Here is an 11,600-nt window from a genome sequence, read left to right as displayed (position 1 = left end):
ACAGCATCTACGGCCTGGGCGGCGGCGTGTGGTCGGGCGACGAGGCGCGGGCGATCCGCGTGGCGCGGCGCATCCGCACGGGCCAGGTCGACATCAATGGCGGGCCGTTCAACATGCAGGCGCCGTTTGGCGGCTACAAGCAGTCCGGCAACGGGCGCGAGAACGGCAAGTACGGGCTGGAGGAGTTCCTGGAGTACAAGGCACTGCAGCTCAAGCCCGCGCAGACTGCCTGACCCTCTGCGGCATCAATGAAAAACCCGGCTTCGGCCGGGTTTTTTGCCCTTAGCGGCGGCTGCCGTCCGGGTTGTAGCCCTGGGCCGTGCCTTCGGCCAGGATGCGGGTCCACACCACATTGCGCTCCTCGTCGGTCATGAAGACCCAGTTGCTGACTTCCAGCGCGGTACGCCCGCACCCCTGGCAGACGTCGTCGAAGAGCGTCGAGCAGATACCGACGCAAGGGCTGTCCGGCCGGCCGAGCAAGGAGCTGGTGGTCGCGTCAGGGCAGGAGTCGCTCATGGCAGTGGCGGGGTCGGAGGCGGTCATGGGGCGCTATTCTACCGGCCCCCGGCGCGAGGCATTGTTCTGAGCGCCGGCGTGGCGATGTGCGAGCGATCGGAGCGGCACGTTCCGGTTTCCTTCGTGCGGATCCAAGCGTAATCTTCAACGTTCAAGCGCATCAGGCGCCACCTCCACCGCGTCGACCCACTTTTCCGCCATGCACGACAGCACCCGCGCCATTCTCGAATACAACGCCGGCCGTGACCCCGAGCGGCTCACCCGCAAGCTGGCTGCCATCGCGGCCGACCCGTTCTCGTTCTTCCGGGGCACCAACAACCTGTATGCCGCGTCGCTGGCCGACTCACCGCTCGTGCACGAGGCACCGCGCACGCTGGTCTGCGGCGATCTGCACCTGGAGAACTACGGCAGCTTCAAGGGCGACAACGGCCTCGTCTATTTCGACATGAACGACTTTGACGAGGCGGCGGGCGCGCCGTTTACCGTCGACCTGGTGCGCGTGCTGTCCAGCCTGCAGGTGGCCGCGCGCGGCTGGAAGCTGGCCGATGAAGACGCCGGCAACCTGTGCCGCCGCTTCCTGGAGACCTACGCCGCTGCGCTGGTCGAGGGCAAACCGCGCTGGGTGGAGCGCGCCACCGCCGTGGGCATCGTGCGCGACCTGCTGCGCGGCCTGCGCAACCGCAAGCGCGAACCCTATCTGCGCGAGCGCACCGTGCGCGACGGCAACCAGATCAAGCTGCGCGTGGACGGGCGTCGCACGCTTGCCGCCAGCAAGGATGAGGCCCGCCGCGCGCGAAGCATCCTCGAGGCCTATGCCCAGCAGGGCAACGGGCACGGCCAGCGCTTCGTCGCCGTGGATGTCGCGCGACGCATTGCCGGCACCGGCAGCCTGGGCCTGGAGCGCTACGTGGTGCTGGCCCGCCCGGAGCATGACCCCGACACGCTGCGGCTGATCGACATCAAGCTGTCGGTGCCGAGCGTGTGGGCCGGGGCGCTGGGCGCATCGTGCAGCGTGGCGTCCTGGCATTCGGAGGCGGCACGCGTGGTGGGTATCCAGCGTGTCTCGCAAGCGGTGTCCCCCGCGCTGCTGCGGCCGGTGGTCTGGGGGGCCAAGGGCGAGCGGCCGCAATCCTACCTGGTCAAGAGCCTGCAGCCGACCGCCGACCGCGTGTCGCTCGGCACCGGCAAGCACGTGGTCGCCAACCTGGACGACGCGCTGCAGACCATGGCGCGCGTGGCCGCATGGTGCCACCTGCGTGGCTGTGGGCGCTTCGGCACCGACCTGGTCGCACAGGTGCAGGACTACGCGGCCGGTACGGCGTGGCGCAAGTCGGCGCTGAAGCTGGCGGCGCATGGGCGGCAGGTGTCGCTGCGGCAATGGCGTGAGTTTGCCGAGGACTACCGCGAGGCCGTCGGTTCTGCCCAGGACGCAGGCAAGCGTACCTGAGCCGCGAATCGCCAGGGAGCGGCGTCGCCGGCTCAAGTTTGAGGGGCGGCAACCGATAGACAGAAGGTAGCCGGCCGCCGGCGCGATGGTCGCGGCGCGTGAGAAGCCGCGCACAGTCTTCCTCGCCGCCTCTATGTCCGCTCACTTGACGATCCGCACCCGGTTGGTGCTGTCGGTCTCCATCCTGTTTCTGCTGGCCTTGCTGATCGGCGTGGCTGGGCTGTTCGGCCTGCGCGATGCCAATCGCGCGCACGAAGAAACCTTCGCCAATCAATTCCCTTCGGCGCTGGCGCTGGGCGAGTCCGACCTCAACCTGACCCGCGCCCGCACCGCGCTCGACAAGTCGATGCTGTACCCCGCCGACAAGGAGGCGATGCCGCTGCTCGACCGCACCGACGAATTGATCGCCCGCTCGGACGAAGCCTGGAAGAAATACCTGGCGCTGCCGCGCGACGCGGAAGAAGACCGCCTGGCCAAGGAGCTGGCCGACAAGCGCGACGGCGCCGTGGCCAGCCTGCGCAGCATCATCAAGGCGCTGCGCGCCGGCGACCGCACCGCCGCCGACGACCAGATGCAGAACAAGGTCTCCAAGGCCTTCCGCGGCGCCAACGACGCGAGCATCGCCCTCTCCAAACTGCAGCTGACGTTGTCCAAGGCCAACTTTGAACAGTCGCAGCAGGCTTACGCTCGCTTTCGCGAGATCGTGATCGCGGCGATCGTGCTGGCGCTGGCGGTATCGGTGTGGTGTGCGTGGTCGCTGCTGCGCGCCATCGTCGGGCCGCTGGATGCGGCGCTGGCACAGTTCGACCGCATTGCTGGCGGTGACCTCACGCAGGCCGTGCGCGTCGATCGTCAGGACGAGATGGGCCGCCTGCTGCAAGGCCTCGCCCGCATGCAGAGCGCGTTGACGGAAACGGTGCGCCGCGTGCGCCACGGTTCGGAATCGATCGGCGCGGCCACCAAGCAGATCGCCGCGGGCAATGCCGACCTGTCGCAGCGCACGGAAGAGCAGGCCAGCTCGCTGGAGGAAACCGCCTCCAGCATGGAAGAGATGACCTCCATCGTGCGCCAGAACGCCGACAACGCGCGCCAGGCCAGCCAGCTGGCCGACAGCGCCTCCGCCGTGGCGAGCCAGGGCGGTGCGGTGGTGGGCGACGTGGTGGCGACCATGCGCGAGATCAGCACGTCGTCGCGCACGGTGTCGGAGATCATCGGCGTGATCGACGGGATCGCGTTCCAGACCAACATCCTCGCCCTGAATGCCGCGGTGGAAGCCGCGCGTGCCGGCGAGCAGGGCCGCGGCTTTGCGGTGGTGGCCGGCGAGGTGCGCAACCTCGCGCAGCGCAGCGCGGCGGCGGCCAAGGAGATCAAGGAGATGATCGAGGCGTCGCTGTCCAAGGTCGAAGCGGGTAGCGCGCTGGCTGAGCGGGCCGGCACCACCATGGGCGACATCGTCACCTCCATCCGCCGCGTGACCGACATCATGGGCGAGATCGCCGCTGCCTCCAACGAGCAGAGCTCAGGCATCGAGCAGGTCAACAAGGCCGTCTCGCTGATGGACGAAGCCACGCAGCAGAACGCCGCGCTGGTGGAGCAAGCCGCAGCGGCGGCCGAGTCGCTGGAGGAACAGGCGCAGGCGCTTAACGAAGCGATTGCCGCGTTCCGCCTGCACTGACGCGGGGCGAGGCTTTGGGGGGCAGGGTCGCCCCTATCGATACGTTGGTTCGAAATGATGGGCAAGTGTGGCAATGACTTGCCTTGGCACCCGTTTCGGTTGATATAACCGAAAGGATTTTCAACGGAGCCTTGTCATGCCGTTCATCATTGCCGCGCTCGCGCTGGTGGGTCTGCTTATTTATGGCGCGATTCGCTTGTACGCGGCGGTCGCCTTAGTCTTTGGTGCGTTGGCTGGTGCAGGTGCAGTGCTGGTGGCCGCCGCGCTCGTCGTCGGCGCGGTCGCCAGCCTGATCCGTCGGCATCGCGCCATTCATGGCGTCAACGTCAAGGGGCAGCGGATTCTCGCGTTGTGTGGCGCCTGGGGCGAGCTGTCCGTCGATGCCGAGGGCAAGCGCGGCTCGGTGCGTCTCGAGGGCCAGCAGGCCCGCTTCATCTTCGCGGATATTGCCGGCGCTGATCCGGTGGCCGCCAATGGCAAATGGACGCTGGTATTGCACCTGCGGCACCAATCCCAGGCCGAGTGGCCGATCCCCATGGAGGGCCAAGGGGAAGCGAAACGGTGGGCGAAGATCTTCGCCCTCAGCATGACGCAGGAGCTTTGACGGGCGGGCGCGAAGCCCGCCGTGATCACTCGGTCGTACTCGGGTTCCAGAACGCCTGCGCGACGTGCGGCTGAGCCAGCAGCGAGCCGACGATGCGGTCGAGTTCCGCCGCATTGACGGCGGTGGACATCAGCATGGCATCGATCTGCACGTGGTCCTCGCCAAACGGCTCGACCGACAGATCGCTGACGGGGTAGCTCGATTCTTCCAGCAGGCGCTCCAGATCGGCCAGCGCTTCCTTCTGGCGTTCGCGCGTAGAGATCACGCACACCGTGTACGTGACTTCGCTGGACTGGTTGTTCAGCGGGGTGCGGTTGATGCGGTTCACCACGGGGCGCAGCAGGATGTTCGAAGCCAGCACGAACATCGACACCATGATGGCCTGGCCGATCAGGTCCGAGCCCGCCGCCGCACCCACGGCCGCCGAGCCCCACAGCGTGGCGGCGGTGTTCAGCCCGCGCACGTTCAGCCCTTCCTTCATGATGGTGCCGGCACCCAGGAAGCCGACGCCCGACACCACGTAGGCGATCACGCGGGTGGTATCGGATGGGGTGCCGATCTGCGCGGCCATGTCGACGAAGGCTGCGGCGGCAACCGCCACCAGCGCGTTGGTGCGCAGGCCGGCCGTACGCTGGCGGACCTGTCGCTCGAAACCGATCAGCGAGCCGAGCCCGAAGGCGGCGGCCAGGCTGACGAACGAATCCAGCAGGGTGGCAGTGTTGAGGTGGGTGATGGCAGCCAGTGTCATCGGCGAACGTCTCCGTAGGAAAGCGCGCCGGTTATATCACGGCGGGGTGTCAGGAGTGCTTACGATCGGGCATGGCCCGGCCGCTTACTTGTAGTCCCATTGCATCTGCTGGGGGATCGGCACGGCATCGGACGTGTCCAGGCAGCGGTCCAGGTAGGCGAGCAGCGAGCGCGGCTGGAAGCCGGTCTCCTGCACCAGCCGCGTGTTGTCGAACACGTAGCTCATGCTGGCGAACTTGGCGTACAGGTGGATGCAGCGCGCAACCAGGCGCACGTTGCCGTCGCCGGTCAGGCTCAGGAACTTGCGGGCCAGTGCCTTCTCCTGGATCTTCTCCTGGTACACGTAGCCGGCCAGCGCCTGGGCGTCTTCCTCGGGGCCCGCGCCGCGGCGCATGCGCGGGTACAGCGTGGCGATCTGCTCCGAATGCGCATCGCCGGCGCTGATGTGGTACAGGTCGTGCGCCAGCGTCGGCTTGAGCGCGATCTGGACGATGGCCTCGGCGCAATCGTCCACAGGCAGGATGTCGACACGGTCAGTCAGCCGGCAGCTGAAGGTTTCCAGCAGGGCGACCATGCGCAGCATCCAGAACACGCTGCCGGACGGTTCGCAGCCGAGTGTGCTGTGGCCCACCACGATGGACGGCCGCGCCACCACCAGCGGCAGTTCCGGCACGGCTTCGCGCAGCTTCAGCTCGGCCATGCCCTTGGAGTAGGTGTAGCGCACCGCATGTTGCGCAATCGGCGGGACCTCCCAGGTCTCGTGCACATGTCGGTTGGCCAACTGGCCGCACGACATGGCCGTGCCGATCTGCACGAAGCGCTTGAGCCGCTTGCCCTGGGCGGCCAGCCGGCCGAGTTCGAGCACGCCACCCACGTTGGTGTCCCACAGCGACGGATGGTTGGAGAACGTCGCCAGCGCGGCGCAGTTGATGAGGACTTCCGGATCGCCAAGCTTGGCGGCGCCGGCATCGCGCAGGTCGAACGGGACGATCTGCGCTTCGGTAATGCGCTCCAGTACCGCCTGCGGCAGCTGGAAGCGCGTGAGGTTGGCGCGCAGGCGTGCGAGGCCGTCGGCGGTGGTGTCACCGCGCACGGCAAAACGCGTATCAGCCAGCAAACCTTTGGCTGCCAGATTGGCGGCAATGGCGCCGCCCACAAAACCGGTTGCACCGGTCAGCAGAATACTCATGCCTGAGACTCGAAAAATGCTTAGTGCTGCGATACCGGCCGCATGCCTGCTCGCAAGAACTGCCCGCTGTTCCGTTTCGTCTGTTTATGTTCGCGGTAGGGGGCAACTGCTAGGACCCGGTGACCAAACCGGGTGCGGCCTTGTGATTCCCCGCCCAGAAGGTGTTGGCATACACCAGCAACAGGCCTTGCCCGTTGGAATTGGGCGCCGGGTTGCTAAGCAAATGCTGTGCCGTGGAGGCCTTGCTCTGGGATGCGCGAGTGTAACAGAGTGTAATGTTTCGGCCACCCTTTCAGGTGGCCGTCCTGTAGGGCTTTTAGCTAGAGCGAGGGCTCTAGGCTTGCGGCACCGCACAAGCCGACGCTGCGTTGGCGGCAATCTCGCGTGCGGCCTTGGCGCCTTCCACTTGCAGGATCGTGGGTAGCGAGACGCCGTTCTTGGCGGCCGTCACCTCCGCCAGGATGGAGATGGCGATCTCGGGCGGCGTGCGGCTGCCGATATAGATACCGACCGGCCCGTGCAGCCGCGCCAGCTCGGCCTCGGTCAGGTCGAACTCCTTCAGGCGCTCGCGCCGGTTCTGGTTGTTGCGCCGCGAGCCCAGCGCACCCACGTAGAAGGCCGGCGTCTTGAGCGCTTCCATCAGCGCCAGGTCGTCCAGCTTCGGGTCGTGGGTGAGGGCGATGACTGCGCTGCGCTCGTCCAGCTTCATCGCCGCCACGGTGTCGTCGGGCATGGTGCGGACCATGCGGACGCCGGGGAGCTCCCATTCCTCGCTGTACTCCTCGCGCGGGTCGCACACGGTCACCTGGTAGTCCAGGCCCACGGCGATCTGGCACAGGTAGCGCGAGAGTTGTCCGGCACCGATCACCAGCATCCGGTAGCGCGGGCCGTGGATGGTCACCAGGCGTTGCTCGTCGAACTGCAGGCCGTCGGTGACGTTGGCGTGCTCCAGCAGGGTCGCGCCGGTGGCCATGTCGAGCGTGCGGGCCACCAGTTGGCCGGCTTCCACGGCGTGCAGCAGCGCGCGCACGTCGTCCAGGCCGCTGGCGGCGGTGAGCGGCTCCAGCACCAGTTGCAGCGTGCCGCCGCAGGGCAGGCCAAAGCGGTGTGCTTCTTCCGCGCTGATGCCGTATTTGACGGCTTCGGGCTTGATCTGCTGCAGGCCTTCGCGGCGCACGCGGTCGATCAGGTCATCTTCAATGCAGCCGCCCGAGACCGAGCCGACCACCACGCCGTCATCGCGCAGCGCGAGCATCGCGCCTTCAGGGCGCGGGGAGGAGCCCCAGGTCTTCACCACCGTCACCAGCAGCACGCGCCGCTTCTGTTCCAGCCAGCGCACGCTGGTTTTCAAGACTTCGAGATCGACGCTGTCCATGGTGCGTTTCCTGCGCTTGCTGCGCCTTTTGGGGAGGGGTCTTCGATTATGCCCCGTGGTGCAAAAACAGGTACGCCGCTGCCACGGCCACCACCGCCACGACAATCCACGGCCACGGGTTGCGCGGCTGCGCAGACGATTGGGACTGGGTGACGATCGGGGCCGCCGGCACCCCATGCGCGGCCAGCTCCGCTGCAGCGATGTCGGGAATGGCCTGGCCCATGCGGGCGTCGTCACGGGGCGGGGCGCCGAATTCTGCCGCAAAACGCTGGAAGAACTCGTCGGCCAGCTTGCGCGCGGCGCCGTCGACCAGGCGCGAGCCGATCTGTGCGAGCTTGCCGCCCACCTGGGCATGGGCGGTGTAGGACAGCCGCGTGACGGTCGGCCCCTCCGGCGCCAGCTGCACCTGTGCCGTGCCCTTGCCGAAGCCGGCCGCGCCGCCCTGGCCATCGAAGTTGAGGCGGTAGCTGGTGGGAGGCACGATGTCCGTCAGCTCCATGCGCCCCTTGAAGCGTGCCTTGACCGGCCCGACCGCAGCCGTCATGGCGACGTCGTAGGCATTGTCGCCAGCAGCGGTGATGCTCTCGCACCCGGGGATGCAGCGCTGCAGCACGGCCGGGTCGTTGAGCGCATCCCAGGCTGTCTGCAGGGGCACGGGCAGGAGGTGGGTCTGGGTCAGTTCCATGGTGCTCGGATCGTGTTGTGGTTGGGGTGTCGCGGGGTGCGTGCACGGCGCGCGTGCGCCAGTTCCTGTTCGAGTGCAGCCAGGCTGTCGAAATGGTGCGCAGGCACCATCGCATCGACGTGCGGCAGGATCGCTCGCACACCCCGTGCCCGGGGCTCGAAGCCGGCATAGCGCAGCAGCGGGTTGAGCCAGACGATGCGGTGCGCGAAGCGCGCCAGCCGCGCCATCTCGGTATCCAGCAGCTCGATGTGCTCGTGGTCCAGCCCATCGGTGACCAGCAGCACGGTGGCGCGCCCCGAGAGCGTGCGGCGCGCCCAGCGGCGGTTGAACTCCGCCAGCGCCGCGCCGATGCGGGTGCCGCCCGACCAGTCCGGCACCAGTTGCGCGATTGCCTGGACAGCGATATCCGGATCGCGCTCGCGCAACTGCCGAGACACATTGCTCAGCCGCGTGCCGAACAGAAACGCCTGGATGCGCTCACGCGACTGCACCAGCGCGTGGCAGTAGTACAGCACCGCGCGCGAATAGCGGCTCATCGAGCCGGAAATGTCAAGCAGCAGAACGAGCGGTGGCGTGCGGTCGACCGGCTGGCGGTAGCGCCAGGTCGTCCACTCACCGCCGTTGCGAACGGCCTGCCGCGCGGTGGCGCGCAAATCGGGACGGCGGCCGTGCGACGCGGCTTTCAGGCGGCGTGTACGCTCCTGCGCCAGATGCACGCGGCGCCTGCGGATCAGGTGCTGCAGCGTGCGCCATTCCTCGGCATTGAGCGTGTCGAAATCGCGTGTGCGCAATGCCTCGTGCGCCGAGAACGCGAGCGGCGCAACGATATCGTGGCGCTCCCCCTCCGGCTGCGGGCCGGGCGGCAGGTTGACGGACGGTTGCGCGCGTAAGGCATCGGCCAGCCGATTGCTGCGCGCGGGCGGAATGCCGCCGCGCACCTTGGGCAGCAGCAGGGCGCGTAGCTTGCCTTCCCAGTCCGGGTCGCGCCAGAACACGTTGAAGGCCGCGTCGAACAGCGTGCGCTCATCGGGATGCGAGACCAGCAGGGCGGCCAGCGCCGCCTTTACGTCATCGCGGCGGCCGATGTCGACATGGCCCATCGCTTCGATCGCATCCACCGCGCGCGACGGCGCCAGCGGCATGCCCGCGCCGCGCAGCAGCCGCACGAAGTGCGTGACGTTGCGGGCGAGCATGGGCGGGGACACCGTAGCCGTGGCAATCATCGCGTTATTCCTGTCATTCAGGCAGGGCGGGTGCCGCCAGCAGTTGCTCGATAGTCGGCATGTCGACGCGGGCGAGGTCGTCCTGGTACTTGAGCAGCACGCCGAGCGTGTCCTGCACCGATTGCGGATCGAGCTCCGTCACGTTGAGCGCGGCCAGCGCGCGGCACCAGTCGATGGCCTCGGCGATGCCCGGCGCCTTGAACAGGTCGATGCCGCGTAGCCGGTGTACGAAGTCCACGGCGCGCTGCTGCAGGCGGGCGGCGGCTTCGGGCGCCCGCTGGGCGACGATCTGCAGCTCGCGCGCGCGGTTCGGGTAGCCGATCCATTGATACAGGCAGCGCCGCTTGAGCGCGTCGTGCACTTCGCGCGTGCGGTTGGACGTCATGATGACCAGCGGGATCACCTGCGCCCGCACCGTGCCGAACTCCGGGATCGACACCTGGAAGTCGGACAGCAGCTCCAGCAGGAAGGCCTCGAACGGCTCGTCGGCGCGGTCGATCTCGTCGATCAGCAGTACGCGTGGTGTATCGGGGTGGGCCGGATCGGGCAGCAGAGCTTGCAGGAGCGGGCGCTTGAGCAGGAATTCGTCGCGGTAAAGGGTGTCGGCGCGAGGTTTCTCGCCGGCCGCTTCGGCCAGGCGCAGCGCCATGATCTGGCGCGGGTAGTCCCACTCATAGAGCGCGCTGGCGGTGTCGAGCCCCTCATAGCATTGCAGCCGCAGCAGCGACGTGCCCAGCAGGCCGGCCGCCGCCTTCGCCAGCTCGGTCTTGCCGACGCCGGGCTCGCCCTCCAGGAACAATGGCCGCTGCATGCGCAGCGCAAGATACAGGGCCGTCGCCAGCTCGCGGCTGGCGAAGTAGCCCTGTCCTTGCAGTTGTGTGAGGCAGTCGTCTATCGAGTCGACCGGCATGCCCTCGCCTTAGTGGTGCTTGGCCAATGCGTGTTCCACCGCGCGTGCCGCCAGCACCGGGATCAACGCCGCGCGGTACTCCGGCGAGGCATGCAGATCGCCCACCAGCTCGTCGGCGGAGACCGTCACGTGCCGCGCCGCTTCCGAGGTGAAGGTGGCCGACAGCGCCTGCTCCAGCGGCGCGCAGCGGAACACGCACGGCGCCGCGCCCGTGACCGCCACGCGCACGTGATTGCCCTTACGGCTGACGAACACGCCCACCAGCGCAAAGCGCGAGGCCGGGTTGCGGAATTTCACGTAGGCGGCCTGGTCCGGCACCGGAAACTGCACCTCGGTGATGAGCTCGTCCGGTGCCAGCGCCGTCTCGTACATGCCGAGGAAGAAGTCGTCCGCCGCGATGTTGCGCCGCTCGGTGACGATGGTGGCGTTCAGCCCCAGCACAGCGGCCGGATAGCACGCCGCCGGGTCGTTGTTGGCGAGCGACCCGCCCAGCGTGCCCATGGCGCGCACCTGCCGGTCGCCAATGCCGCCGGCCAGCTCTGCCAGCGCGGGCAGCATGCGGGCGATGTCGGCACTCTCGGCCACGTCGGCATGGCACGTGGCCGCCCCCACGGTGACCACGCCCGGCTGCGTGCGGATGCCCTTCATCCCCGGAATGCGCGTGACGTCGACCAGCGTGGACGGCTGCGCCAGCCGCAGCTTCATCGCCGCGAGCAGGCTCTGGCCGCCGCCGAGGTACTTGGCGTCCGGATGCGTCTTCAGCGCGGTGACGGCGGTCTGCGCGTCGGTGGCCTTCTGGTACTCGAAGTTGTACATGGTGGGCTCCCCTCAGGCGCTGGTGCGCGCAGCTTGGATGGTCTGCCAGACGCGGTGCGGCGTGGCCGGCATCTGGATGTCCTTGACGCCCAGCGGCGCCAGCGCATCGACAATGGCATTGATCAGCGCCGGCGGCGAGCCGATTGCGCCCGCCTCGCCGCAGCCCTTCACGCCCAGCGGGTTATGCGTGCAGGGCGTGCCCTTGGCGGTCTCGACCGTGAAGTTCGGCAGATCGGCCGCGCGGGCCATCGCGTAGTCCATGTACGAGCCGGTCAGCAGCTGGCCGGTCTCGGTGTCGTACACGCAGCGCTCCAGCAGCGCCTGGCCGATGCCCTGGCCGAGCCCGCCGTGCACCTGTCCCTCGACGATCATCGGGTTGATGATGTTGCCGAAGTCGTCCACCGCGACGAAGC

The 11,600-nt window shown here is 68.0% G+C and carries 13 protein-coding genes; 4 read left to right on the top strand and 9 right to left on the bottom strand.

Annotated features, from left to right (window positions below):
* On the top strand, nt 1–233 hold a 233-nt coding region (locus tag QZ609_RS19315), incomplete at its 5' end, for an aldehyde dehydrogenase family protein (protein ID WP_295498200.1).
* A 49-nt stretch (nt 234–282) separates the two neighbouring features.
* Here QZ609_RS19315 and QZ609_RS19310 read toward each other — a convergent pair.
* Entirely contained in the window at nt 283–516 is a 234-nt protein-coding gene (locus tag QZ609_RS19310; RefSeq protein WP_295498197.1) for a DUF1289 domain-containing protein, read from the bottom strand.
* 199 nt (nt 517–715) lie between these two features.
* Between QZ609_RS19310 and QZ609_RS19305 the strand changes: the two genes are divergently transcribed.
* The 3 genes from QZ609_RS19305 (at nt 716) to QZ609_RS19295 (ending at nt 4,242) form a co-directional block, all read left to right on the top strand.
* On the top strand, nt 716–1,963 hold the full coding sequence (locus tag QZ609_RS19305; protein WP_295498194.1) for a DUF2252 domain-containing protein: 1,248 nt from the start codon (nt 716–718) through the stop codon (nt 1,961–1,963).
* A 133-nt stretch (nt 1,964–2,096) separates the two neighbouring features.
* Nucleotides 2,097–3,638: a methyl-accepting chemotaxis protein gene (locus QZ609_RS19300; RefSeq protein ID WP_295498191.1), complete on the top strand. Its 1,542-nt coding sequence runs from the start codon at nt 2,097–2,099 to the stop codon at nt 3,636–3,638.
* Between the two features lie 136 nt (nt 3,639–3,774).
* Nucleotides 3,775–4,242, top strand: coding sequence for a hypothetical protein (locus QZ609_RS19295; protein ID WP_295498188.1), 468 nt, complete (start codon nt 3,775–3,777; stop codon nt 4,240–4,242).
* A 25-nt stretch (nt 4,243–4,267) separates the two neighbouring features.
* On the opposite strand, the gene QZ609_RS19290 is transcribed toward QZ609_RS19295, so the two are convergent.
* The 8 genes from QZ609_RS19290 to QZ609_RS19255 form a co-directional block, all read right to left on the bottom strand.
* Complete coding sequence (locus QZ609_RS19290; protein WP_295498185.1) at nt 4,268–4,990, bottom strand: MgtC/SapB family protein; 723 nt, start codon at nt 4,988–4,990, stop codon at nt 4,268–4,270.
* 84 nt (nt 4,991–5,074) lie between these two features.
* Nucleotides 5,075–6,178 (bottom strand): SDR family oxidoreductase, encoded by a 1,104-nt coding sequence (locus QZ609_RS19285; RefSeq protein WP_295498183.1) that lies wholly within the window; start codon nt 6,176–6,178, stop codon nt 5,075–5,077.
* Nucleotides 6,179–6,512: 334 nt separating this feature from the next.
* Nucleotides 6,513–7,553: an XdhC family protein gene (locus QZ609_RS19280; protein WP_295498181.1), complete on the bottom strand. Its 1,041-nt coding sequence runs from the start codon at nt 7,551–7,553 to the stop codon at nt 6,513–6,515.
* Between the two features lie 46 nt (nt 7,554–7,599).
* Nucleotides 7,600–8,238, bottom strand: a complete 639-nt coding sequence (locus tag QZ609_RS19275; protein ID WP_295498178.1) for a carbon monoxide dehydrogenase subunit G — start codon at nt 8,236–8,238, stop codon at nt 7,600–7,602.
* The gene (locus tag QZ609_RS19270) at nt 8,229–9,461 is read right to left on the bottom strand and encodes a VWA domain-containing protein (RefSeq protein ID WP_295498176.1); all 1,233 of its coding nucleotides are present in this window, start codon (nt 9,459–9,461) and stop codon (nt 8,229–8,231) included. Before QZ609_RS19270 ends, QZ609_RS19275 begins: the two co-directional genes overlap by 10 nt.
* 13 nt (nt 9,462–9,474) lie before the next feature.
* Complete coding sequence (locus QZ609_RS19265) at nt 9,475–10,371, bottom strand: MoxR family ATPase (RefSeq protein ID WP_295498173.1); 897 nt, start codon at nt 10,369–10,371, stop codon at nt 9,475–9,477.
* Between the two features lie 9 nt (nt 10,372–10,380).
* The gene (locus QZ609_RS19260; RefSeq protein ID WP_295498170.1) at nt 10,381–11,187 is read right to left on the bottom strand and encodes a xanthine dehydrogenase family protein subunit M; all 807 of its coding nucleotides are present in this window, start codon (nt 11,185–11,187) and stop codon (nt 10,381–10,383) included.
* Between the two features lie 12 nt (nt 11,188–11,199).
* The coding region (locus QZ609_RS19255) for a molybdopterin cofactor-binding domain-containing protein (RefSeq protein ID WP_295498167.1) at nt 11,200–11,600 on the bottom strand (401 nt) is incomplete at its 5' end.

Origin of the sequence: uncultured Ralstonia sp. (assembly GCA_913056305.1) — a bacterium.
In the GTDB taxonomy this organism is placed as follows: domain Bacteria; phylum Pseudomonadota; class Gammaproteobacteria; order Burkholderiales; family Burkholderiaceae; genus Ralstonia.
Note: the sequence above shows the minus strand (reverse complement) of the source record. Positions and strands in the feature narration are given on the sequence as shown.

Coding starts and splice junctions, on each gene's coding strand:
- QZ609_RS19275 (WP_295498178.1), bottom strand. CDS start 8,238: ATGGAACTGACCCAGACCCACCTCCTGCCCGTGCCCCTGCAGACAGCC.
- QZ609_RS19270 (WP_295498176.1), bottom strand. CDS start 9,461: ATGATTGCCACGGCTACGGTGTCCCCGCCCATGCTCGCCCGCAACGTC.
- QZ609_RS19290 (WP_295498185.1), bottom strand. CDS start 4,990: ATGACACTGGCTGCCATCACCCACCTCAACACTGCCACCCTGCTGGAT.
- QZ609_RS19300 (WP_295498191.1), top strand. CDS start 2,097: ATGTCCGCTCACTTGACGATCCGCACCCGGTTGGTGCTGTCGGTCTCC.
- QZ609_RS19305 (WP_295498194.1), top strand. CDS start 716: ATGCACGACAGCACCCGCGCCATTCTCGAATACAACGCCGGCCGTGAC.
- QZ609_RS19295 (WP_295498188.1), top strand. CDS start 3,775: ATGCCGTTCATCATTGCCGCGCTCGCGCTGGTGGGTCTGCTTATTTAT.
- QZ609_RS19265 (WP_295498173.1), bottom strand. CDS start 10,371: ATGCCGGTCGACTCGATAGACGACTGCCTCACACAACTGCAAGGACAG.
- QZ609_RS19260 (WP_295498170.1), bottom strand. CDS start 11,187: ATGTACAACTTCGAGTACCAGAAGGCCACCGACGCGCAGACCGCCGTC.
- QZ609_RS19280 (WP_295498181.1), bottom strand. CDS start 7,553: ATGGACAGCGTCGATCTCGAAGTCTTGAAAACCAGCGTGCGCTGGCTG.
- QZ609_RS19310 (WP_295498197.1), bottom strand. CDS start 516: ATGAGCGACTCCTGCCCTGACGCGACCACCAGCTCCTTGCTCGGCCGG.
- QZ609_RS19285 (WP_295498183.1), bottom strand. CDS start 6,178: ATGAGTATTCTGCTGACCGGTGCAACCGGTTTTGTGGGCGGCGCCATT.